Origin of the sequence: Microbacterium pseudoresistens (genome assembly GCF_013409745.1) — a bacterium.
Classification (GTDB): Bacteria; Actinomycetota; Actinomycetes; order Actinomycetales; family Microbacteriaceae; genus Microbacterium; species Microbacterium pseudoresistens.
The window spans coordinates 1,129,452-1,150,556 of the sequence record NZ_JACCBH010000001.1; the positions used below are offsets into that span (position 1 = coordinate 1,129,452).

The window sequence follows — 21,105 nt, forward strand, 5'->3', positions numbered from 1 at the left end:
TCACCGAAGAGAAGGGAGAACGATTCATGACGAACGACACGACGACCGCAGAGGACCTCTTCCCGACCCGCGTCGACGAGGTGCGGGACAACATCGCACGCAGCCAGCCCGCCGTATGGGGATCGGCCGAGACCGGCCCGTTCTCAGCCGGCGAGCTGGAGGCGCACGACGCCCGCGGCTACACCGTGCTCGACGACTTCATCACCCCTGAGGAGGTGCGGGCGTTCAGCGCCGAGCTGGATCGTCTCGCTGCGGACTCCGCGCTCAGCGGCGACCCGCGGCTCATCACCGAGCGCACCACGGGAGCCGTGCGCTCGGTGTTCGAGGTCGAGAGGCTCAGCGAGGTGATCGACGCTCTCAGTCGCAGCCCGAAGGTGCTCGATCGTGCGCGGCAGATCCTGGGTTCGGAGGTGTACCTGCACCAGACCCGGATCAACTACATGCCGAGCTTCACCGGCACCGGGTTCTACTGGCACTCCGACTTCGAGACCTGGCATGCCGAAGACGGCATGCCCATCCCCCGTGCGGTGAGCCTGTCGATCGCACTCACCGACAACTACCCGTTCAACGGCGGCTTGATGGTGATGCCCGGCTCGCACCGCACGTTCGTGCCGGCCGTGGGCGCCACTCCGGAGAACAACCACGAGGAGTCGCTCAAGGCGCAGGAGGCCGGCGTGCCCAGCCACGAGGCGATCACCGAACTGGCCGAGCAGTACGGGATCGACCAGTTCACGGGAGCGGCCGGATCCGCTCTGTGGTTCGACTCGAACATCATGCACGGCTCGGGCAACAACATCACCCCCTACCCGCGCTCGAACGTGTTCATGGTCTTCAACAGCGTGGACAACGCCCTCGTCGAGCCGTTCGCGGCCAAGGCGCCGCGTCCGTCGCACATCGCCAACCGGGACTTCACACCCCTGCGCTGACGGGGCACTGCGGCGGTCCGATCCGTTCGGACCGCCGCTTCGTCGCGGAATCGATCAGGATCCGAGAAGCGTCCGTGACATCTCGATTCTTATGCTGAGGATCACGGCCCCGGATCGTCCGGATCGCCGGAAGCCGAGGAGATGGACATGGCGGAGAAGACCGAGACGTTCAGCGCCGAAGAGCGCGCCGCGATGAAGGACCGCGTGAAGGAGAGCCGTTCGCGCTCGAGTGCGAAGAAGAAGGATCCCGAGACGGCCCGTCGCGATGGAGACGCGGAGATCGCCGAGAAGCTCGCGGCGCTCTCCGACGAGGAGCGCGCGCTGGGGGAAGCCCTTCGCACGATGGTCTCCGAGAGCGCACCGCACCTCATGCCGCGCACCTACTACGGCATGCCTGCCTGGGCCAACGAGGCCGGCAAGGTCGTGTGCTTCTTCAAGCCGAAGTCGAAGTTCAAGGTGCGCTACTCGACGTTCGAGTTCGAGGCTCCCGCCACCCTCGACGAGGGCAACGTGTGGCCGACCGCGTACGCCGTGACGGCCCTCGATAAGGCGGATCTGGCTTTCCTCGCCGAGCGCGTGCGCCGCGCCGCGGGGACGGATGGCTGAGTCCCTCCTGTCCGTGGAGGACGGATGGCTGAGGGCCACCCCCGGAATCCGGCGATTTCGACCAGTCTCCGACAGACTGAGCCGTTTCGGTCGGTGGGGCTCAGCCATCTGTCCCGCACGGCGTCGAGGCGTTCATGCATCCGTACCGAGGCGGTTCCGCGATGCGGTAACCTGACGGCATGACAACCCGTTGGTATGCGTATTTCGAGTCGGCTCTGGAGGGGCCGGCGCCCGAGTAGCGCGCACCGACACCTTCAGAGCCGACAAGCCAGAGCATTCGCTCTGGCTTTCGCCGTTTCGGCGGGCTCTGCGGGTCCGCCCCTATCCGGAACAGGACCCATGCACACCCTCACCGCCACGCCCCCCGCCCCCGTCGCCGACGACGCGACCGCCGATCAGCACGTCGCCGGTTTCACCGCCCTGCCGGCGCCGTCGGACCTCGCCGCCGACCTGCCCGTGGGCGCCGAGCGCACGAAGCTCGTGCAGCGCACCCGCGACGAGGTCCGCGCGATCATGTCGGGCGACGACCACCGGCTGCTCGTGATCGTCGGTCCGTGCTCGATCCACGACCCGGAGGCCGGGCTCGAGTACGCGGGCCACCTGGTGCGCGAGGCCGAGACGCACCGCGACGAGCTGCTCATCGTCATGCGCACCTACTTCGAGAAGCCGCGCACGACCGTGGGCTGGAAGGGCCTCATCAACGATCCGCACCTCGACGGCAGCCACGACATCGGCACCGGACTGCGCCTCGCCCGTGCGTTCCTGCGCGATGTGACCGCGCTGGGGATGCCGTGCGCCACGGAGTTCCTCGAGCCGATCAGCCCGCAGTACACGGCCGACCTCATCACGTGGGGCGCGATCGGGGCGCGCACGACCGAGAGCCAGATCCACCGTCAGCTCGCCTCGGGGCTGTCGATGCCGATCGGGTTCAAGAACGGCACGGACGGAGGCATCCAGGTCGCGCTCGACGCCGCGGCGGCGGCATCCGCCCCGCAGGCCTTCCTCGGCATCGGCGGCGACGGCAGGGCGAGCATGGTGACCACGACCGGCAACCCCGACACGGGGGTGATCCTGCGCGGCGGCTCGGACGGACCGAACTACGGCGCCGCCGAGGTGGCCCGCGTCGCCGAACGGCTGCGGGCCGCGGGGCTGCCGCCTCGGCTCGTCGTCGACGCCAGCCACGCGAACAGCGGCAAAGACCACGTGCGCCAGGCCGAGGTGGCTGCCGAGATCGCCGAGCAGCTGCGCACGACGGATGCCGAGCGCCGCGCCATCGCCGGGGTGATGCTGGAGAGCAACCTCGTCGCGGGCGCGCAGACGCTCGATGTGTCGATCGGCGGTGCGGGGCTCGTGCGCGGGCAGAGCGTCACGGATGCGTGCATGGGCTGGGAGGCGACATCGGCCGCCCTCGCGTCACTCGCCGCCGCGGTCGCTCAGAGGTCGGCGTAAGCGATGTCCGGATCGGCGAGGCGCGCGGGATCGACCGAGGTCTTGGCGACGATGAGCGGCTTGACCGCATCCGGCACGTCCCACACGTTCACGTTCATGGCGGCCTGGATGCGGTCTTCGCCGTCGAGCCAGAACGCCACGAACTCCCGGGAGGCCAGATCGCCGCGGATGACGACCCGGTCGTAGGAGCCCTCCGGCGCGTGCCCGATGTACTCCATGCCCAGGTCGTACTGGTCGCTAAAGAAGTACGGCAGCTCGGTGTACGCCGTGTCGACGCCGGTGAGGGTCGCCGCCACGGCGGCGGGCTGGTTGAGCGCGTTGGCCCAGTGCTCCACGCGCACCCGGCGATCCAGCACCGGATGCTCGTGGTTCGCGATGTCGCCGACGGCGTACACGTCGGGGTCGCTGGTGCGCAGCAGTGCGTCGACGAGCACGCCGTCGTCGACCGCGAGTCCGGCCTTCTCGGCGAGCTCCGTCACGGGACGCACCCCGACCCCGACGACGACGGCATCGGCGGGGATGATCTCGCCGTCGTCCATCCGCACGCCCGTGACGGCGCCGTCGGCGCTCTCCAGCGCGGCGATGCGCGCATCCGTGCGCAGATCGACCCCGTTCTCGCGGTGCAGGCCGGCGAAGACCTCGGCGAGCTGCGCGCCGAGCACACGCAGCAGGGGAAGGTGCGCGCCTTCGAGCACGGTCACCTCGGTACCGGCGCCGCGGGCGGCCGCGGCCACCTCGAGCCCGATCCAGCCGCCGCCGATGAGCACGAGGCGACGGCCGGGGCCGAACTCGGCGCGGATCGCGTCGGAGTCCTCGACGGTGCGCAGCACGTGCACGTGCCCGGCGTCGATGCCGCGGATGTCGAGCCGCCGCGGCTCGGATCCGGTGGCGAGCACGAGGGCGCCGTAGCCGAGCGCCGTGCCGTCGTCGAGGTCGACGCGATGAGCGGCGGTGTCGATCCCCGTCGCCCGCACGCCTTCGCGCAGGGTCACGTCGTGATCGCGGTACCAGTCCTCGGGATGCACGATGGCGTCGTCGAAGCCCGCCTTGCCCGCGAGGTAGTCCTTCGACAGCGGCGGGCGCTCGTAGGGCGGATGCGCCTCCGCGGCGACGAGCACGATCTCGCCGACGTACCCCTTCTCGCGCAGCGCCTCGGCTGTCTTGGCACCGGCGAGACCGCCTCCGACGATGGTCACGTTCTGCGGATCGCTCATGGTGTGCTCCTTGTCGTTCGTCAGGTCATGCGGGGGACAGGCCGGCGAGGGCCAGGAACTCCTGCCGCGAGCGCGGGTCGTCGCGCAGGCTCCCGAGCAGGGTCGAGGTGACGGTGCTCGTGCCTGCCGCGAGCGCACCGCGCATGGTCATGCACGAGTGCTCGGCGGCGATCACGACGCCGACAGCGCGCGGGGTGAGGTTCTGCTCCAGCCAGTCGGCGATCTGCTTGGTGAGGCGCTCCTGGGTCTGCGGCCGGCGTGCGAAGTGTTCGACGATCCGCGCGAGCTTCGACAGGCCGACGATCCGCTCCCCCGGAAGGTAGCCGACGCAGGCGCGCCCGGTGAACGGCAGCAGGTGGTGCTCGCAGATCGAGCGCACGGCGATGTCGCGCACGACGACCAGCTCGTCGTACTGCTCGTCGTTGGGGAACGTGGTGAGCGCGAACTCCCGTGGCGTGAGCATCTCGGCCCACGCCCTCGCCATGCGCCCCGGAGTCTCCGCAAGGTGCGGAGCGTCGAGCGACATCCCCAGCGCCGCGAGGAAGTCGCCGGCGGCCAGCTCGGCGCGGGCGAGGTCGGGTTCGCGCCTCGCGCCGCCGACGTGCACGGGCGCGACCGGCTCCGGGCGAAGCGGAACCGGGGCGAGCGGCGGATCATCGAGGTGCCGGGGGATCGTCGATTCCGTCATGCTCATTCCTCTAACGTCAATGAATACTTTCTTTAGATTGACACCATCCCGAGAGTTCGTCAAGATATTCTTGCGTTAGAAAGGGGATGCGATGGATGCCGGCGCTCCCGACCTCGGTCTGGATGAAGTGGGTCTGCTCGCCGACCGCGTGCGCCGCAGGCTCTACGACTACATCGCCGCCCAGCCCGCGCCCGTCTCGCGCGAAGACGCCGCGAACGCCGCGCACCTCAGTCGCAGTCTCGCCGCCTACCACCTCGACAAGCTCGCCGCCGCGGGCCTGCTCGACGTGAGCTACGCGCATCCGGAGGGGCGCGGCGGCCCGGGATCCGGTCGCCCGGCCAAGCGCTACGCCCGCAGTGCGCGCGAGGCCGCCGTCAGTCTGCCGCCGCGCAATTACGTCATGCTCGCGAACATCATCGCCTCGGCCGCCGATGCCGCCGCCCCGCCGGAGTTCCGTACGGCGCTCGCCGAGGCGGCGCGGCGCGAGGGGCGCGCGCTCGGGGAGAACGAGCCCGATGTGGGCATGGCCCTGCGCACGGCTGGCTACGAGCCCGTCACTGACGACGAAGGCGGGATCGTGCTGCGCAACTGCCCGTTCCACAGCGTCGTGCGAGAGCACGCCGAGCTGGCCTGCGGCCTCAACCACGCCTTCGTGGAGGGCACGCTGTGCGGCGCGGGCACGGATCCTGCGCGCGCCGAGCTCGCGCCCGCCGAGGGACGGTGCTGCGTGGTCGTGCATCCGGAGACTGCTGCTCCGTTGGAGACTGCCACTCCCTCCGAGGAACGGGCATGACCGCCGCATCCACCGGCCGCTTCGCCGTCATCCCCGCCGTGTACGTGTACCTGCGCCGCGGAGACGACGTGCTGCTCCAGCTGCGCGCAGGCACCGGATACATGGACGGGATGTGGGCGGCCGGCGCCGCCGGACACATCGAGCCCGGCGAGACCGCTCGCGCCGCCGCGCTGCGCGAAGCCGGCGAGGAGCTGGGCGTCGCCGTCGACGCCGGGGCCCTCACGCCACTCACGGTCATGCAGCGCACCGACGGCACGACCGCGGCGATCGAGCAGCGCGCGGACTGGTTCTTCACAGCATCCGAGTGGACCGGCACGCCGAGCATCCGCGAGCCGGGCAAGTGCGCGGGGCTCACCTGGTTCGCGCTGGATGCGCTCCCCGCGGCGATGCCCGCTTACGAGCGGCAGGTGCTCAACGGCCTGGCCGCCGGGAGCCTCCCCCTCTTCTCCGACTTCGGGTTCACCGCCGATGCCGGCATCCACCCTGCGGACGCTTCCGCGCTCGAGAAGGGAACCGCACGATGACCGACCCCACCGACGCCCCGGGGGGCACGCTGCCGCGTTTCGGCGTGCGGCGGATCGGGCGGCGCGAGTTCGACTTCGATCGTCAGGTCGCGGTCATGGCCGTGGTCAACCGCACGCCCGACTCGTTCTACGACCACGGCAAGACCTTCGCGCTCGATCGCGCGGTCGAAGCGGCGCTGACCGCCGACGGCCAGGGCGCGGACTGGGTCGACATCGGGGGCGTGCCCTTCGGACGCGGAGCGCCGATCTCGCCCGCCGAGGAGATCGACCGGGTCGTGCCCGTGATCGAGGCGATCGTTGCGGCGAGCGATGTCGTCGTCTCGGTCGACACGAACAACGGCGTCGTGGCGCGCGCGGCGATCGACGCCGGCGCCGCTGTCGTGAACGACACGAGCGGGCTGGGCGACCCCGAGATGGCGGGGGTGATCGCGGCGAGCGCCGCGCACGTCGTCATCACGCACAGCGTGGGGCCGCCGCGGGTGGAGAAACCCCCGGCGCGCTTCGACGACGTCGTGCGCGAGGTGCACGACTTCCTCGGGGCGAGGGTAGAGCGCGCCGTGGCGGCGGGCATCCCGCGGGAGCGGATCATCATCGATCCGGGGCACGACCTCGACAAGAACACCCTGCACACGCTCGAGCTCACCCGACGGTTCGCCGATCTCGCCGATCTCGGGCTGCCGCTGCTCGCGGCCGTGTCGAACAAGGACTTCGTGGGGGAGTCGATCGATCGTCCGCAGGGTGAGCGGCTGGCGGGATCCCTGGCCGCCATGGTCGCGTGCATCGAACGCGGGGCGCGCATCGTGCGGATGCACGACGTGGTGCCGTCGGTCGACGCGGTGCGGATGATCGAGGCGATCCTCGGGATGCGGCCGCCCGTCCGCGTGGAGCACAACGCGCATCCGACGAGGAACGTATGAGCGCACGCATCGACCGCATCCTGCCGACGCCCGGCGACGACCTCGACGACGAGGCGATCCTCGCGGCGTACGCACCGACGGCCGGATCGTGGTTGCGGATGAACTTCGTGTCGAGCATCGATGGCGCGGCGACGCACGACGGACGCTCCGGCGGGCTCGGCGACGAGGCCGACCAACGGGTGTTCGCGCTGCTGCGGCGGCAGGCCGACGTCGTGCTCGTGGGCGCGGGCACGATCCGCATCGAGGAGTACGACGGGTTCCGCCTCGGCGACGACGACGCGGCCTGGCGTGCGGCGCGGGGGATGCCCGAGCATCCCGTGCTCGCCATCGTGTCGGGCTCGCTCGACCTCGACCCCGCATCAGCGGTGTTCACGGATGCTCCGGTGCGGCCGATCGTCTACACCGTCGCCGCGTCGGATGCACGGGCGCGCGCCGCACTGGAACCGGTGGCCGACGTCGTGGATGCGGGCGAGCACGACATCGATCCGCGGGCGGTGCGCGACGACCTCGTGGGGCGAGGTCTCGCGCGCATCCATTCCGAGGGCGGGCCGCACCTGTTCGGCAGCTTCATCGAAGCCGGTGTCGTCGACGAGCTGTGCCTCACCCTCGCGCCCTCCCTGCAGGCCGGCGACGCGGGCCGCATCGCCCGCTCGGACACGAGCACTCCGCGCGACATGCGGCTCGCCGCGCTCCTGCGCTCAGGCGACGAGCTCTTCCTCCGCTACCGCACTCGCTGAGCAAGGATCTCACGACGCCAGGCCCGCCGTCGCCCCTGCTCCCCGGATGATCACATCCACGCAGTCGCGGAACAGGTCGTCGGGCGTGCGTCCTCCGCCGAAGTACTCCGAGATCCCCGAGACCACCATCGGGTGGTCCCGCGTGAACGCCTCGATATCGAAACCATGCGCATCCTCGGCACCCGGCCGGCCGGTCTGCTCCTCCAGCACGTGCCCCACCGTGAAGTGCTCCACCGTGAGCACGATCAGTCGCGCATGCCGCAGGGCGACGCCCTGGGCGACGAGCGCGCCGAGCGCGACCTCTGAGATCGCTGCCATGCGCACCGAGAGCTGCGAGATCGAGATGATCCGGGCGCCGTCGGGGTGCGCGAGCAGCGCACCGCGCAGTCGCAGGGCGAGCTCTGCCAACCACTCCCGCCAGTCCGTGCCGGGGGGCGGGGGTGCGAGGTCGGGGAAGTGCTGGTCGAGGATGGCATCCGCGATCTCGGTGACCAGGGCGGCCTTGTTGGGCAGGTGCCAGTAGAGCGTCGGCTGCTGCACGCCGAGCCGGCCGGCGAGCTTGCGCAGGGTCACCCCGTCGAGGCCCTCCGCGTCGAGCAGCGCGACGGCCTCAGCGACGATCTGCTGTTTGTCCAGCGCCACGGGCATCCCTCCGCGCTGACTCTATCAGCGATTGAGAGGCATCCCTATCAGTGATAGATTCAGTCCCGGTCACCGACAGGGATTCGGTGATCGGGCTCCCTGTTTCCCAGACGTCCAGCTGGACGAGCTCCGGGAGCTCGGGGCGGATGCCGTGATCAGCACCGCCGTGTCCGACGACGCGCTGCTGCAGGCCTACAAGAGCACCCGTGGCGAGGGCTTCGACGTGATCGCCGACTACCTCTGGGGCAGGCCGACCGCCGTGCTGCTGCGCGCGCTCATCCCCGACGATTTCTCGGTCGGAGCACGGTCACGGCTGATCCAGATCGGCGAGGTCGCAGGTGCGGAGGTGGCGCTGCCCGCCGCGAGTCTGCGCACGTCGGGGCTGGAGATCGTCGGCGCCGCCAAGGGCCTCACGGCCGAGACCGTGCCCGCGATCTTCGAACAGGTGCTGACCTGGACGCGGGAGGGGAAGCTGTCTTTCCCTGTCGAGAGGGTCGCCCTGAAAGACATCGAGAGCGCCTGGCAGGGCACCGATCTGCGCGGGAGGCGCATCGTCGTGACGGCGTGAGTTCGTGACCGCTCCTGGGTGGGCGATCAACCCTCCGGCGCACCGTGCTGCTCCACGGACCGCTTCCGCAGCGCAGACAGCACAGCACTTCGTCAGACTGGTACAATATTCTGGTACAAGTAATCGGAATGAGTGGAGGAGTCGGCGATGTCTATCACCGCGAGCGAAGCCCGGAAGACTCTCTTCCCGTTGATCGAACGGATCAATGCGGATCGCGAGGCAGTGGAGATCGTATCCCGTAAGGGCAATGCCGTCTTGATGCCTGCAGACGATTACGCGGCATGGCAGGAGACGGCCTATTTGTTCCGATCCCCGGCGAACGCACGCAGGCTACTCGACTCTTATGAACGGGCGCGGGCCAGCCAGGTCGAGGAGCACGAGCTCGACAGAGGCGAGTGATGCGCCTCGTTTGGGACAAGTCCGCCTGGGAGGATTACACACACTGGCAGACTGCCGACCGGCGTGTGCTGAAACGGATCGACAAGCTGATCGAGGAATGTCTGCGCGATCCATTCGAGGGCATCGGAAAGCCCGAGCAGGTGAAGTACGGTGCACAGGGATCCTGGTCACGCCGAATCACCGACGAACACCGCCTCGTCTATCTCGTCGATGGCGATGACCTCATCGTTCTTCAAGCCCGATACCACTACTAGTCAAATTCGGGTCAATCACCTGTGGAGCCTAGGAGATTCGAACTCCTGACATCCGCCTTGCAAAGGCGGCGCTCTACCAACTGAGCTAAGGCCCCGTGCTGCGCCGAGAAACCGACCCGACGGGTGTTCAGTTGTCACGGAGTGGGGCTACCAGGACTTGAACCTGGGACCTCTTCATTATCAGTGAAGCGCTCTAACCGCCTGAGCTATAGCCCCGCGTCAACCTCCAAGACTTTACCGGAGTTCGACGCATTTATGAAATCGATCCGGTCAGCGCTGAGCCTCGATCGTGAGGCCTCCGGCCGACACCTTCGCGGTGATCCGATGCGGCGAAGAACCGTTCGTATCCACCTCGGAATCGAACCTCCCCGCCGACACGTCGCGCTGCAACGCGTACTCACCGCGCGGCACCGTGATGCGCATCGATCCGGCGCTCACCTCCGCATCCAGCTCATCGGGCTGCGCACCCGTGAACAGCGCTGTCATCGTGCCCGCCGACATGGTGAGATCGGCGTCCTTCACCCCATCGAGGGTGAGATCGGCAGCACCCGCATTGACCTCCGCCTCCACCGAGGACGCCTCTGCCTCCACGCGCATGGAACCTGCCGACAGCCGCAGATCGAGCTCGTCGAACGCTCCGTGCACGGTCAGCTGACCGGCGTCGATCCTGAAGTCGGCGTCGAGGACGCCGCTCAGCTCGTCGGGCAGCGTCAACGTCACCCGCGTCTCATCGCCGAACCACCACCCCTGCCCCAACCAGGAGAAGACGCCGCGCGGGCTGGCGACGCGGAGGGTGTCGCCGTCGCGGGCCATCGTCCAGTCTCCCCGCGAATGTCCGTCGACCACCAGTTGGGCATCATCGACATCGGCGAACCGCACCGTGACCTCGGCCCCGCCCGACCTCAGCTCGAGATCGGTCACATGCGCTGCATCCAGCGCGATCCCATGACTGGCGGAATCGTCGACGAACTGCCCGGTCGCCGCGACGGCCGCGCCGCCGGTCGCGCCGATGAGCGCGAAGCCGCCGACCACGGCCGCGACGATCGTTATGACAGTGCCGGCGCCGCCGTGGCCGCCACCGGCGGGCGGGGGAGTGGAGGCGGATGCCGCGGGGGCAGGATCGTTCGCTGCGGCGGGTGGGGTGAGAGGTGTGTTCGTCATCGGATCTCTCCTAGGTTCTCGAGGTGGGCGATCGCCGCGAGCACGCGGCGGTTGCCGGATTCGTCGGGCTCCAGCCCGAGCTTCTGGAAGATGGCGGTGATGTGCTTCTCCACACTCGCCGCCGAGAGGAACAGGAGCCCCGCGATCGCCTGGTTGGACTTGCCCTCGGCGATGAGCGCGAGCACGGTGCGCTCGCGCTCGGTGAGGTCGCGCATCCGGTCGTCGTTCGTGCGCCGGGTCAGCAGCTGCGCCACGACCTCGGGATCGAGCACCGTGGCCCCTGCGGCGATGCGCTCGACCGACTCGATGAACTCGGCGACATCGGCCACCCGATCCTTCAGCAGATATCCGAGCGGTCCGGGGGCTTCTGCTCCGGCCACCCCCGTCTGCGCGGCGATGAGATCGCTCGCGTAGCGCTCCTCGACGTACTGCGACAGCACGAGCAGCGGCAGCTGCGGAATCCGGCGGCGCAGGGCGAGAGCGGCGCGGATCCCCTCGTCGACGAACGTCGGCGGCAGCCGCACATCGAGGATGCAGAGCTCGGGGTCCGTCTCATCCACCGCCTCGTCGAGGCCTGTCGCGTCGGGGAGGGCGGCGACGACGACGTGACCTGCATCCTCCAGCAACCGGATGAGGCCCTCTCGCAGGAGAACAGAGTCTTCACAGATCAGGATGCGCATGTCACGTCCTCGGCAACTCGGTTTCGACGGTGCTGGTTCACAGGCAGACAGATCAGGATGCGCATGGAACGCTCACCTCCAGGCTCGTGGGACCGCCGGTCGGGCTGTCCAGGCGCACAGTGCCGCCGGCGGCGAGCACCCGGTTCGAGATGCCGTCGAGACCGCCACCAGGAACGACCTGCGCCCCACCGAGGCCGTTGTCCTCGATGCGCGCCCACAGCGTGCCGCCGTCGCGCACCCGCACTGTCACGCGGGCCTCGCTGGCCCGGGAGTGCTTGGCCGCGTTGGTCAGCGACTCGGCGATCGAGAAGTACACGGCTGCCTCCGCATCTCTGCTGCACCGGCCGTCGAGGCGCACATCCAGCGCCACCGGGATCGGCGAGCGTCCGGCGAGAGCCGACAGCGCCGCATCCAGCCCGCGATCGTCGAGCACCGAGGCGTGGATGCCGCGGGCCAGCTGGCGCAACTCGGTGATCGCCGCCTTGGTCGAGGTGTGAGCCTCTTCGATGAGCGCCTTGGCAGCGGTCGGATCCGTGTCGATCTTCTGCTGGGCCATGCCCAGGGTCATCCCGACCGACACGAGCCGGGGCTGGACCCCATCGTGCAGGTCGCGTTCGATGCGGGTGCGCTCCACGTCGGCGGCGCGCACCGCCCCTGCCCGCTGCGCGGTGGAGGCCGTGATGCGTTCGTTCAGCTCGGCCTCCCGCGAGGGGCCGGCGATGATCGCGCGGGCGAGCACCCGGTGCAGGCGGGCGATGCCCCACAGGATCGCGAGCGAGGCGAGGACGCCGAGCCCGCCGACCAACGGGGCCCAGGCCACCGGGTAGCGCGTGCCCCATCCCGTGTCGGCATCAGCCGCGGTGAACAGCGGCGAGAACGCCGAGACGACCGACCAGCCGAACCATGATGCGATGCGCAGCACGAGCGCGCCGAGCATCACCGCGAGGGCGAAGTGCGCGAGCGCGCGCCACATCGACCCGTCGATCGCCTGCCGCCCCAGCGACCGCAGCCATCCGCCGAACCCGGGGGAGGTGCGTGGCCGGGGGCGCAGGGCCGAGAGCCCGAACCCGTACAGCCCGTCGACGCGCGCGACCTCGAACCAGGCGAGCCCGTACAGCGCGTAGACGAAGCCGACGAGCAGGATCAGCCCGATGCCGAAGACGAAGGTGAGGCCGAGGCCGGCCGCGAACAGTCCCGACAGCGCGGCGACGATCGCCGTGCCGAACACACCGAGAGCGGCCAGTTCGAGCAGGGTGACGAACAGCCGCAGCGGCGGCTTGTGCTGTGCGCCGGTCGCCGCGTGGTCAGCGACCGCGGGTCCGGGAGGCGTGGTGGTGGTCATGCCTCCACGCTAGAGTGGCGGGGGATCGGACGGTACGGAGGGATCCCTCCGACCGACTTCCGGGTTTCCCTACTCCCGAGGCAGAGGTCAGTTGGAGGTGAAGCCGACGAGAAGGCCGCCGGTCACCTTCACCGCGAGGTTGTAGATGCCCGCGATGATCGCCCCGAGCACCGTGAACACGATGAGGTTGAGGATCGCGACGACCGAGCCGAACGCCATCACCTGCGGCAGCCCCAGCACCTGCACGAGAGAGATCGACCCGTCGGTCACGCCGCTGACGATCTCGTCGGCCTTGCCGACCAGCCCCGTCGCCTGCAGCACGAGGTACATGAGGAAGAACGACACGAGGGTCGCGATCGCCAGCGCCACGGCGCCGAGGAAGGAGAGCTTCAGCGCCGACCAGAAGTCGACGTACACCAGGCGCAGGCGCACCTGCTTTCCACTGGTCCTCTTCGACGACTTCTTCGCCAGCTTGTCGGCTACCGTGCTCATTCGTCCGTGCTTTCCTCGGGGGTCTCGTTCTCGGGGGCCGCACCGTCCGTCTCGTCGGACTCTTCCGTCTCGGCCAGGCCGCGCTCGGTGTTGCGGGCGATGGCCAGGATCCGATCCTCATCGGCGGTCCGGGCGAAGACGACGCCCATGGTGTCGCGGCCCTTCGCCGGCACCTCGGCCACGGCAGAGCGTACCACCTTGCCACTGGCAAGAACCACCAAGACTTCGTCGTCCTCATCCACGATCAGACCGCCGGCGAGAGTGCCCCGATCGTCGTTGAGCTTGGCCACCTTGATCCCCTGGCCGCCGCGGCCCTGCACCCGGTACTCGCCCACCGCGGTGCGCTTGGCGTAGCCGCCGTCGGTGACGACGAAGACGTAGCCGGCATCCGACACGAGCGACGCCGAGAGCAGGCTGTCGCCCTCGCGGAACCGCATGCCCTTCACGCCCTCGGTCGCCCGGCCCATCGGGCGCAGCGCGTCGTCGGTGGCGTGGAAGCGCAGCGACATGCCGCGTCTGCTGATGAGCAGGATGTCGTCCTGCGCATCCGAGAGGAACGCGCTGACGAGCTCGTCGTCCTCCCGCAGTCGTATCGCGATCACCCCACCCTGCCGGTTGGTGTCGTAGTCGGTGAGCCGGCTCTTCTTCACCAGTCCGCCGCGGGTGGCGAGCACGAGGTACTGCGCGGCCTCGTAATCGCGGATGTCGAGGATCTGCGCGATCTTCTCCTCGGGCTGCAGGGCGAGCAGGTTCGCCACGTGCTGACCCTTGGCGTCGCGCCCCGCCTCGGGGATCTCGTACGCCTTGGAGCGGTACACCCGGCCCTTGTCGGTGAAGAACAGCAGCCAATGGTGCGTCGTGGTCACGAAGAAGTGCTCCACCACGTCATCGGAACGCAGCTGCGCCCCCTTCACACCCTTGCCGCCGCGATGCTGCGAGCGGTAGTTGTCGCTGCGGGTGCGCTTCACATAACCCTCGCGGGTGACGGTAACCACCATCTCCTCCTCGGGGATGAGGTCTTCCATCGACATGTCGCCGTCGAAGCCGTGCAGGATGTGCGTGCGACGGTCATCTCCGAAGCGGTCGACGATCGCGGTGAGCTCCGTGCGGATGATCTCGCGCTGGCGCGACTCGTCGGCGAGGATGTCGTTGTAGTCCGCGATCTGCGCCTCGAGCTCGGTGGCCTCGTCGATGATCTTCTGGCGCTCTAGGGCGGCCAGGCGGCGCAGCTGCATCGCCAGGATGGCATCGGCCTGCAGATCGTCGATGTCGAGCAGGCCCTTCAGCCCGTCGCGCGCATCGTCGACCGTGGGGGAGCGGCGGATGAGCGCGATGACCTCGTCGAGCGCATCCAGCGCCTTGAGGTATCCCCGCAGGATGTGCATCCGCTCCTCGGCCTTGCGCAGGCGGAAGCGGGTGCGGCGCACGATGACGTCGAGCTGGTGGGTGATCCAGTGCGTGATGAACCCGTCGATCGCGAGCGTGCGCGGCACGCCGTCGACGATCGCAAGCATGTTCGCGCCGAAGTTCTCCTGCAGCGAGGTGTGCTTGTACAAGTTGTTGAGCACGACCTTCGCCACCGCGTCGCGCTTGAGCACGACGACGAGGCGCTGACCGGTGCGATCGCTGGACTCGTCGCGGATGTCGGCGATGCCGCTGATCTTGCCATCGCGGGCGAGGTCGCCGATCTTCACCGCGAGGTTGTCGGGGTTCACCTGATACGGCAGCTCGGTGATCACCAGGCACGTGCGCCCCTGGATCTCTTCGACGTTGACGACGGCGCGCATCGTGATCGATCCGCGGCCCGTGCGATAGGCCTCGTGGATGCCCTTGGAACCGAGGATCTGCGCCCCGGTGGGGAAGTCGGGCCCCGGGATGCGCTGGATCAGACCCTCCAGCAGCTCCTCGCGCGGAAGACCCGGGTTGTCCATCGCCCACAGCGCCGCCTCGGAGACCTCGCGCAGGTTGTGCGGCGGGATGTTCGTGGCCATGCCGACCGCGATGCCAACCGAGCCGTTGACCAGCAGGTTCGGGAACCGCGACGGAAGCACATCGGGCTCCTGCGTCTGCCCGTCGTAGTTGTCGGAGAAGTCGACGGTCTCCTCTTCGATGTCGCGCACCATCTCCAGCGCGAGCGGAGCCATCTTCGTCTCGGTGTACCGGGGGGCCGCGGCGCCCATGTTGCCGGGGGAGCCGAAGTTGCCCTGCCCGAGCGCGAGCGGATACCGCAGCGACCACGGCTGCACGAGGCGCACGAGGGTGTCGTAGATCGCGGAGTCGCCGTGCGGGTGGTACTGGCCCATGACCTCGCCGACCACGCGTGCGCACTTGGAGAACGACTTGTCGGGGCGGAACCCGCCGTCGTACATCGCGTAGATCACACGGCGGTGCACGGGCTTGAGGCCGTCGCGCACATCGGGGAGCGCGCGGCCGACAATCACGGCCATCGCGTAGTCGAGATAGCTGCGCTGCATCTCCGACTGCAGGTCGACCTGGTCGATCTTGCCGTGCTCGTGGAAGGGCTCGGGGCGTTCTTCGTCAGTCATGTCTGTCTTTCGCGTCTCTGGTCGAGCCTCAGATGTCCAGGAACCGGACGTCCTTGGCGTTGCGCTGGATGAAGCCGCGACGAGACTCGACGTCTTCACCCATCAGCACGCTGAAGATCTCATCGGCCGCGGCCGCGTCGTCGATGGTCACCTGGCGGAGCGTCCGCGTGGTGTGATCCATCGTCGTCTCCCACAGCTCCTTGGCGTTCATCTCGCCCAGACCCTTGTAGCGTTGGATGCCGGCATCCTTGGGGATGCGCTTGCCGTTGGACAGCCCGTGCTCGAGCAGCGCGTCGCGCTCCGCATCCGAGTACACGTACTCGTGCGGCGAGTTCGTCCACTTCAGGCGGTACAGCGGCGGCATCGCGAGGTACACGAAACCGGCCTCGATGAGCCCGCGCATGTAGCGGAACAGCAGGGTGAGCAGCAGCGTGGTGATGTGCTGACCGTCGACATCGGCATCGGCCATGAGCACGATCTTGTGATACCGGGCCTTGTCGATGTCGAAGTCCTCGCCGATGCCCGTGCCGAAGGCCTGGATCATCGCCTGCACCTCTTTGTTGGCCAGGGCCTTGTCGAGCCGCGCGCGCTCGACGTTGAGGATCTTGCCGCGCAGCGCCAGGATCGCCTGCGTGTGCGGATCGCGACCCTGCACGGCCGAACCGCCGGCCGAGTCTCCCTCGACGAGGAAGATCTCGCTGATCGAGGGGTCCTTGCTCGTGCAGTCCTTGAGCTTGTCGGGCATCGCCGCCGACTCGAACACGCTCTTGCGCCGCGCCGTCTCTCGCGCCTTGCGCGCGGCCAGGCGCGCGGTGGCGGCATCGATCGCCTTGCGGATGACGTTCTTCGCCGAGGCGGGGTTGCGGTCGAACCAGTCGCCGAGCTGATCGCCGACGACCTTCTGCACGAAGGCCTTCGCCTCGGTGTTTCCCAGCTTCGTCTTGGTCTGACCTTCGAACTGCGGCTCGCCCAGCTTGATCGAGATGACCGCGGTCAGCCCCTCGCGCACGTCGTCGCCGGAGAGGTTGTCGTCCTTCTCCTTGAGCAGGTTGTTCGCCCGCGCATAGCGGTTGACGAGCGTGGTCAGCGCTGCGCGGAAGCCCTCCTCGTGCGTGCCGCCCTCGTGCGTGTTGATCGTGTTCGCATAGGTGTAGACGTTCTCGGTGTAACCGGCGGTCCACTGCATCGCGACCTCGAGCGAGATCTTGCGGCCGGAGTCCTCCGATTCGAACGAGATGATGTCTTCGGTGACGACCTCGGCCTTGCGCACGCGGTTGAGGTAGTCGACGTAGTCGACGAGGCCGCGCTCGTAATGGAACACATCGGCGCGCTGCCTGGTGACGAGGGTGCCGTCGACCTCTTCCTCCAGCGCGGCGGAGGCGCGATGGTCCTCCAGCCCGATGCGCAGGCCCTTGTTGAGGAACGCCATCTGCTGAAATCGGGTGCGCAGGGTGTCGTAGTCGAACTCGACCGACTCGGTGAAGATCGCGGGGTCCGGCCAGAAGGTGATGCTCGTGCCGGTCTGGTCGGTCGCCTCGCCCTTCTCGAGCTCCTGCTGCGGCACGCCGCCATCGGCGAAGCTGTGCCTCCAGACGAAGCCCTTCTGACGCACCTCGACCTCGAACCGGGTCGAGAGGGCGTTGACGACCGACGAGCCCACGCCGTGCAGACCGCCCGAGACCGCATAGGCGCCGCCGCCGAACTTTCCTCCCGCGTGCAGGATCGTCAGCACGACCTCGACCGTCGACTTGGTCGGGTCGGAGGAGTGCGGATCGACGGGGATGCCGCGACCGTCGTCGACGACCCGCACGCCGCCGTCTTCGAGGATGGTGACCTCGATGTTGGTGGCGTAACCGGCCATCGCCTCGTCGACGGAGTTGTCGACGATCTCCTGCACGAGGTGGTGCAGACCGCGAGGGCCCGTGGATCCGATGTACATGCCTGGCCGCTTGCGCACGGCCTCGAGGCCCTCGAGGATCTGGATCGAGTCGGCGCCGTAGTCGCCGGAGCTCTTCTCTGGCGCGGCACCGGATCCGGGTGTCGTCGAACCCCCTGGGGACCGGGTCGAATCGTGCTCGTCGGAGGGGGTTTCAGGCGTCATCTGAAGGCATGCTCCCTATCGGAAATCTTGGTATCCATCCTAGCGGGAAAGCAAGTGCTTGTCGCCTCTGTGCGGCCCTCTGCGCGTCGGAAATGCATCCGGAGGACTCGGGAATCGTCTCAGCCGTAGGTATCGCGAGGACCCCGGCCTGGAACGGCTCTGGGACCCCATTTCCAGGAGGGGACGTCTGGGCCCACGAAACGCACGTCCTTGACGCCCGCCTCCGGATACCGTCTCTCGATCTCGGTGACGATCACCGCCCGCATGTACTGCAGGTTCTTCGCCCACGCCGTCGAATCGCACTTCACGGTCAGCAGTCCGCCCTCCAGCGACACCGGCTCGGAGTGCTTGGCGGTGTCGGGACCGGCCAGCTCATCCCACTGCCGCACGAGGTCTTCACGGCTCAGCACGGCCTCCCATCCGGCGTCCTTGCTGAGCGTGCCGAGAACATCGCCCAGGGTTCCGGGGTCGCGGCCCTTCGTGAACGGCTGGTTCTCGTCGTCGACGAGGCGCTTGCGCTTCTTCCACGTCTTCGCACTGGGCTTGAGCCCGCGCAGCCGCAGGTACGTGGCGATGGTTTCGGGCACGTCGGGTACGGGTGTCGGGTCAGTCATCCGTCTCACCGTCCTCCGTCTCATCGCGCTCACGCTCGTCGGTGATCGTGCCGGCGTGGATGCGGACGACGTGCTCGTGCAGCACCTCCGGGATGTCCTCCTCCACGGCAGCGGTCACCACGACCTGTTCGTAGCCCGCCGTCAGCGACGCCAGCCGGGTGCGACGGTCGGCGTCGAGCTCGGCGAAGACGTCATCGAGGATGAGCACCGGATCGCCCGCCGGGGACTCGGCGCGCAGCAGCTCGGCCGAGGCGAGGCGCAGCGCCAGGGCGACCGACCACGATTCGCCGTGCGAGGCGTACCCCTTCACCGGCAGGTCGCGCACCCGCAGCACGAGGTCGTCGCGATGCGGACCGACCAGGGTGATGCCGCGCTCCAGCTCGGATGCGCGCTTGGCGGCGAGGGCCGCGCGGAACAGCTCCGCCGTCGAACCCGCACCCTCGGCCGCCTCTGCGTCGACGCCCTCCTCCGGATCCCCGCCACGGATGGACTGGGCCCAGTGCATCCGCGGATCGTGATCGGCACCGGCGATCGCCGCGTACGCCGCGGTGAGCGGCGGCTGCAGATCGGCGGCCAGGCGCGTGCGGGCATCGATGATCTCCGAGCCGAGTGCGACGAGCTTGTCGTCCCACACATCCAGGGTCGACAGTCCCTCGCCCTTGATCCCGCGGGCGCGCGCCGACTTGAGCAGCGCCGTGCGCTGGCGCAGCACCCGGTCGTAGTCGGCGAGGACCCCGGCCATCCGGGGGGTGCGCTGGATGAGCAGCTGGTCGGCGAATCGCCGCCGCGCGGACGGGTCGCCGCGCACGATCTGCAGGTCTTCGGGGGCGAACAGCACGACGTGCGCGTAGCGGGGCAGCTCGTTCGTCTTGGCCGGCGACCCGTTGACCCTGGCCTTGTTCGATCCCTGCCGGTTCAGCTGCACCTCGACGAGCACCCGCCGCTCGCCTACGCCGAGCCGGGCACGGATGATGGCGGCATCGCTGCCGTCGCGCACCATCGGCGCATCCGAAGAGACCCGGTGCGAGCCGAGTGTGGCGAGGAAGACGATGGCCTCGGCGAGGTTCGTCTTGCCCTGTCCGTTGCGCCCGACGAGCACGTTCGGCCCTGGCAACAGGGTGAGATCGGCGGTCGCGTAATTGCGGAAGTCCACCAGGCTCAGGTGCTCCACGATCACCGGATCAGCCTATCCTCGGCCACCGACGCGGCGACATGACGACTCGGGGAGTGCCGGTGCCGAGGGCGATCAGCGCAGCAGCAGGTTGGGCTGCAGCAGGTACTTGAACGAGTCCAGACCGGCCTGGTCGACCGAGGTCTGGCTCGTGATGAGCACGGGGCTGAGCTTGTTCGCATTGTCCGACGAGGTGAACGTCACGCGCACGAACTCGCTCTTGACCGCGCCCAGCGCCTCGAGCAGGTACTGGGGGTTCAGGCCCAGCGTCACCTCCTCGCCGGCGAGATGCGCATCCACCGACTCCGATGCGCGGGCCTGCTCGCTGCCCGAGGCATCCATCGTCACCGTGTCGGCCGAGAAGGTGAACCGCAGCGGCGCGGAACGATCGAGCACGAGCGACACACGGCGCACGGCCTCGGCGAAGTCGGCGGTGTTGACGACGGCGTAGTGATCGGTCTGCTCGGGGAACAGTCGGCGCACGGGCGGGAAGTTGCCCTTGATGAGCAGCGAGGTGACGGTCTTGTCGCCCGCGGTGAACGCGATGATCTCGCGATCGCCGGCACCGGAGAACGCGATCTCGATCGTGCCGGCGTGACCGAACGTCTTGCCGACCTCGACGAGCGTGCGGGCGGGGACCAGAGCGGTCTGCTCGCCGGCCGCCTCGCCGCGCCCCTCCCACGGCACATCGCGCAGCGACACGCGGTAGCGGTCGGTGGCGACGAGGCTCAGCTGCTGGTCGCCGACCTCGAGCTGCACACCGGTGAGCACGGGGGTGACGTCGTCGCGGGAGGCGGCGAAGCCGACCTGCGAGATGGCGGTGCTGAAGTCCTCGGCCGGGACGATCCCCGACGAGCCGGTCACCTCGGGGATCGACGGGTACTCCTCGACAGGCATCGCCGCAAGGGTGAAGCGCGCCGAGCCGCAGCGCACCGCGATGCCTCCGTCGTCGTCGACGGAGATCTCGATGGGCGCATTGGGCAGACGGCTCGCAATGTCGGAGAGCAGACGGCCGTGCACGAGGATCGTGCCCGGGTCATCGACCGTGGCCTCGATCGTCGTACGTGCAGACGCCTCGTAGTCGAAGGCCGACAGGGTCAAGCCCTTCTCGTCGGCCTCGATGAGCACGCCGGCGAGGATCGGCTGCGGGTTGCGCTGCGGCAGCAGCTTCACGACGAACGACACCGCCTCGCTGAAGACATCGCGATTGACCTGGAACTTCACGTGCGCTCCTTCGTCGTTCGTTCCACGGCAAGAGCCGCCCCATGGCGCATGCCACGG

The 21,105-nt window shown here is 68.8% G+C and carries 22 protein-coding genes and 2 tRNA genes; 10 read left to right on the forward strand and 14 right to left on the reverse strand.

Annotated features, from left to right (window positions below):
• Positions 1 to 26: 26 nt before the first annotated feature.
• The 3 genes from thpD to BKA02_RS05545 all read left to right on the forward strand — a co-directional run bounded on the left by thpD (position 27) and on the right by BKA02_RS05545 (position 2,981).
• Complete coding sequence (gene thpD / locus BKA02_RS05535; RefSeq protein WP_179432041.1) at positions 27 to 926, forward strand: ectoine hydroxylase; 900 nt, start codon at positions 27 to 29, stop codon at positions 924 to 926.
• Between the two features lie 147 nt (positions 927 to 1,073).
• On the forward strand, positions 1,074 to 1,532 hold the full coding sequence (locus BKA02_RS05540; RefSeq protein ID WP_179432043.1) for a hypothetical protein: 459 nt from the start codon (positions 1,074 to 1,076) through the stop codon (positions 1,530 to 1,532).
• 339 nt (positions 1,533 to 1,871) lie between these two features.
• Positions 1,872 to 2,981 carry a 3-deoxy-7-phosphoheptulonate synthase gene (locus BKA02_RS05545; RefSeq protein WP_179432045.1) on the forward strand — a complete coding sequence of 370 codons (1,110 nt, stop codon included), beginning with the start codon at positions 1,872 to 1,874 and terminating at the stop codon, positions 2,979 to 2,981.
• Here BKA02_RS05545 and BKA02_RS05550 read toward each other — a convergent pair.
• Together BKA02_RS05550 and folE are read right to left on the reverse strand one after the other, a co-directional pair.
• Complete coding sequence (locus BKA02_RS05550; protein ID WP_179432047.1) at positions 2,966 to 4,195, reverse strand: NAD(P)/FAD-dependent oxidoreductase; 1,230 nt, start codon at positions 4,193 to 4,195, stop codon at positions 2,966 to 2,968. The genes BKA02_RS05545 and BKA02_RS05550 overlap by 16 nt on opposite strands.
• A gap of 25 nt (positions 4,196 to 4,220) precedes the next feature.
• Positions 4,221 to 4,883 (reverse strand): GTP cyclohydrolase I FolE, encoded by a 663-nt coding sequence (gene folE, locus BKA02_RS05555; RefSeq protein WP_179432049.1) that lies wholly within the window; start codon positions 4,881 to 4,883, stop codon positions 4,221 to 4,223.
• 91 nt (positions 4,884 to 4,974) lie between these two features.
• On the opposite strand from folE, the gene BKA02_RS05560 reads away from it, so the two are divergent.
• From BKA02_RS05560 to BKA02_RS05575, 4 genes are read left to right on the forward strand one after another with little or no spacing between them, the layout of a single operon-like run.
• Entirely contained in the window at positions 4,975 to 5,676 is a 702-nt protein-coding gene (locus BKA02_RS05560; protein ID WP_179432051.1) for a helix-turn-helix domain-containing protein, read from the forward strand.
• Entirely contained in the window at positions 5,673 to 6,200 is a 528-nt protein-coding gene (locus BKA02_RS05565) for an NUDIX hydrolase (RefSeq protein WP_179432053.1), read from the forward strand. The genes BKA02_RS05560 and BKA02_RS05565 overlap by 4 nt, the downstream gene beginning before the upstream one ends.
• Positions 6,197 to 7,117, forward strand: coding sequence for a dihydropteroate synthase (folP, locus tag BKA02_RS05570; protein WP_179432055.1), 921 nt, complete (start codon positions 6,197 to 6,199; stop codon positions 7,115 to 7,117). Before BKA02_RS05565 ends, folP begins: the two co-directional genes overlap by 4 nt.
• A complete protein-coding gene (locus tag BKA02_RS05575; protein WP_179432057.1) occupies positions 7,114 to 7,854 on the forward strand; it encodes a pyrimidine reductase family protein in 741 nt (246 codons plus the stop codon). Before folP ends, BKA02_RS05575 begins: the two co-directional genes overlap by 4 nt.
• Before the next feature lie 9 nt (positions 7,855 to 7,863).
• Here BKA02_RS05575 and BKA02_RS05580 read toward each other — a convergent pair whose 3' ends face one another.
• A complete protein-coding gene (locus tag BKA02_RS05580) occupies positions 7,864 to 8,502 on the reverse strand; it encodes a TetR/AcrR family transcriptional regulator C-terminal domain-containing protein (RefSeq protein WP_218844459.1) in 639 nt (212 codons plus the stop codon).
• Positions 8,503 to 8,527: 25 nt separating this feature from the next.
• Between BKA02_RS05580 and BKA02_RS05585 the strand changes: the two genes are divergently transcribed.
• From BKA02_RS05585 to BKA02_RS05595, 3 genes are all read left to right on the forward strand, one after another.
• On the forward strand, positions 8,528 to 9,064 hold the full coding sequence (locus tag BKA02_RS05585) for a zinc-binding dehydrogenase (protein ID WP_246285980.1): 537 nt from the start codon (positions 8,528 to 8,530) through the stop codon (positions 9,062 to 9,064).
• Positions 9,065 to 9,211: 147 nt separating this feature from the next.
• Positions 9,212 to 9,463 carry a type II toxin-antitoxin system Phd/YefM family antitoxin gene (locus BKA02_RS05590; RefSeq protein ID WP_179432060.1) on the forward strand — a complete coding sequence of 84 codons (252 nt, stop codon included), beginning with the start codon at positions 9,212 to 9,214 and terminating at the stop codon, positions 9,461 to 9,463.
• Positions 9,463 to 9,717 (forward strand): Txe/YoeB family addiction module toxin, encoded by a 255-nt coding sequence (locus BKA02_RS05595; protein ID WP_179432062.1) that lies wholly within the window; start codon positions 9,463 to 9,465, stop codon positions 9,715 to 9,717. Before BKA02_RS05590 ends, BKA02_RS05595 begins: the two co-directional genes overlap by 1 nt.
• A gap of 22 nt (positions 9,718 to 9,739) precedes the next feature.
• Here BKA02_RS05595 and BKA02_RS05600 read toward each other — a convergent pair.
• The 11 genes from BKA02_RS05600 to dnaN all read right to left on the reverse strand — a co-directional run bounded on the left by BKA02_RS05600 (position 9,740) and on the right by dnaN (position 21,048).
• A tRNA-Ala gene (locus tag BKA02_RS05600) sits at positions 9,740 to 9,812 on the reverse strand.
• Positions 9,813 to 9,859: 47 nt separating this feature from the next.
• Positions 9,860 to 9,933, reverse strand: a tRNA-Ile gene (locus BKA02_RS05605).
• Between the two features lie 54 nt (positions 9,934 to 9,987).
• Positions 9,988 to 10,878, reverse strand: a complete 891-nt coding sequence (locus BKA02_RS05610) for a DUF4097 family beta strand repeat-containing protein (RefSeq protein WP_179432064.1) — start codon at positions 10,876 to 10,878, stop codon at positions 9,988 to 9,990.
• Positions 10,875 to 11,558, reverse strand: coding sequence for a LuxR C-terminal-related transcriptional regulator (locus BKA02_RS05615; RefSeq protein ID WP_179432066.1), 684 nt, complete (start codon positions 11,556 to 11,558; stop codon positions 10,875 to 10,877). Before BKA02_RS05615 ends, BKA02_RS05610 begins: the two co-directional genes overlap by 4 nt.
• A gap of 52 nt (positions 11,559 to 11,610) precedes the next feature.
• Entirely contained in the window at positions 11,611 to 12,900 is a 1,290-nt protein-coding gene (locus tag BKA02_RS05620; RefSeq protein ID WP_179432068.1) for a sensor histidine kinase, read from the reverse strand.
• A gap of 87 nt (positions 12,901 to 12,987) precedes the next feature.
• Positions 12,988 to 13,392 (reverse strand): DUF3566 domain-containing protein, encoded by a 405-nt coding sequence (locus BKA02_RS05625; RefSeq protein ID WP_179432070.1) that lies wholly within the window; start codon positions 13,390 to 13,392, stop codon positions 12,988 to 12,990.
• A complete protein-coding gene (gene gyrA, locus BKA02_RS05630) occupies positions 13,389 to 15,938 on the reverse strand; it encodes a DNA gyrase subunit A (protein ID WP_179432072.1) in 2,550 nt (849 codons plus the stop codon). Before gyrA ends, BKA02_RS05625 begins: the two co-directional genes overlap by 4 nt.
• A 28-nt stretch (positions 15,939 to 15,966) precedes the next feature.
• Positions 15,967 to 18,039 (reverse strand): DNA topoisomerase (ATP-hydrolyzing) subunit B, encoded by a 2,073-nt coding sequence (gene gyrB / locus BKA02_RS05635; protein ID WP_179432074.1) that lies wholly within the window; start codon positions 18,037 to 18,039, stop codon positions 15,967 to 15,969.
• Between the two features lie 119 nt (positions 18,040 to 18,158).
• Positions 18,159 to 18,653: a DciA family protein gene (locus BKA02_RS05640; protein ID WP_179432075.1), complete on the reverse strand. Its 495-nt coding sequence runs from the start codon at positions 18,651 to 18,653 to the stop codon at positions 18,159 to 18,161.
• The gene (gene recF / locus BKA02_RS05645; RefSeq protein WP_179432077.1) at positions 18,646 to 19,830 is read right to left on the reverse strand and encodes a DNA replication/repair protein RecF; all 1,185 of its coding nucleotides are present in this window, start codon (positions 19,828 to 19,830) and stop codon (positions 18,646 to 18,648) included. The genes BKA02_RS05640 and recF overlap by 8 nt, the downstream gene beginning before the upstream one ends.
• Before the next feature lie 69 nt (positions 19,831 to 19,899).
• Complete coding sequence (dnaN, locus tag BKA02_RS05650; RefSeq protein ID WP_179432079.1) at positions 19,900 to 21,048, reverse strand: DNA polymerase III subunit beta; 1,149 nt, start codon at positions 21,046 to 21,048, stop codon at positions 19,900 to 19,902.
• Positions 21,049 to 21,105: the final 57 nt, after the last annotated feature.

What these genes read in the sequence shown, in the direction of transcription:
- thpD (WP_179432041.1), top strand. Translation starts at nt 27, where the DNA reads ATGACGAACGACACGACGACCGCAGAGGACCTCTTCCCGACCCGCGTC.
- BKA02_RS05540 (WP_179432043.1), top strand. Translation starts at nt 1,074, where the DNA reads ATGGCGGAGAAGACCGAGACGTTCAGCGCCGAAGAGCGCGCCGCGATG.
- BKA02_RS05545 (WP_179432045.1), top strand. Translation starts at nt 1,872, where the DNA reads ATGCACACCCTCACCGCCACGCCCCCCGCCCCCGTCGCCGACGACGCG.
- BKA02_RS05550 (WP_179432047.1), bottom strand. Translation starts at nt 4,195, where the DNA reads ATGAGCGATCCGCAGAACGTGACCATCGTCGGAGGCGGTCTCGCCGGT.
- folE (WP_179432049.1), bottom strand. Translation starts at nt 4,883, where the DNA reads ATGACGGAATCGACGATCCCCCGGCACCTCGATGATCCGCCGCTCGCC.
- BKA02_RS05560 (WP_179432051.1), top strand. Translation starts at nt 4,975, where the DNA reads ATGGATGCCGGCGCTCCCGACCTCGGTCTGGATGAAGTGGGTCTGCTC.
- BKA02_RS05565 (WP_179432053.1), top strand. Translation starts at nt 5,673, where the DNA reads ATGACCGCCGCATCCACCGGCCGCTTCGCCGTCATCCCCGCCGTGTAC.
- folP (WP_179432055.1), top strand. Translation starts at nt 6,197, where the DNA reads ATGACCGACCCCACCGACGCCCCGGGGGGCACGCTGCCGCGTTTCGGC.
- BKA02_RS05575 (WP_179432057.1), top strand. Translation starts at nt 7,114, where the DNA reads ATGAGCGCACGCATCGACCGCATCCTGCCGACGCCCGGCGACGACCTC.
- BKA02_RS05580 (WP_218844459.1), bottom strand. Translation starts at nt 8,502, where the DNA reads ATGCCCGTGGCGCTGGACAAACAGCAGATCGTCGCTGAGGCCGTCGCG.
- BKA02_RS05590 (WP_179432060.1), top strand. Translation starts at nt 9,212, where the DNA reads ATGTCTATCACCGCGAGCGAAGCCCGGAAGACTCTCTTCCCGTTGATC.
- BKA02_RS05595 (WP_179432062.1), top strand. Translation starts at nt 9,463, where the DNA reads ATGCGCCTCGTTTGGGACAAGTCCGCCTGGGAGGATTACACACACTGG.
- BKA02_RS05610 (WP_179432064.1), bottom strand. Translation starts at nt 10,878, where the DNA reads ATGACGAACACACCTCTCACCCCACCCGCCGCAGCGAACGATCCTGCC.
- BKA02_RS05615 (WP_179432066.1), bottom strand. Translation starts at nt 11,558, where the DNA reads ATGCGCATCCTGATCTGTGAAGACTCTGTTCTCCTGCGAGAGGGCCTC.
- BKA02_RS05620 (WP_179432068.1), bottom strand. Translation starts at nt 12,900, where the DNA reads ATGACCACCACCACGCCTCCCGGACCCGCGGTCGCTGACCACGCGGCG.
- BKA02_RS05625 (WP_179432070.1), bottom strand. Translation starts at nt 13,392, where the DNA reads ATGAGCACGGTAGCCGACAAGCTGGCGAAGAAGTCGTCGAAGAGGACC.
- gyrA (WP_179432072.1), bottom strand. Translation starts at nt 15,938, where the DNA reads ATGACTGACGAAGAACGCCCCGAGCCCTTCCACGAGCACGGCAAGATC.
- gyrB (WP_179432074.1), bottom strand. Translation starts at nt 18,039, where the DNA reads ATGACGCCTGAAACCCCCTCCGACGAGCACGATTCGACCCGGTCCCCA.
- BKA02_RS05640 (WP_179432075.1), bottom strand. Translation starts at nt 18,653, where the DNA reads ATGACTGACCCGACACCCGTACCCGACGTGCCCGAAACCATCGCCACG.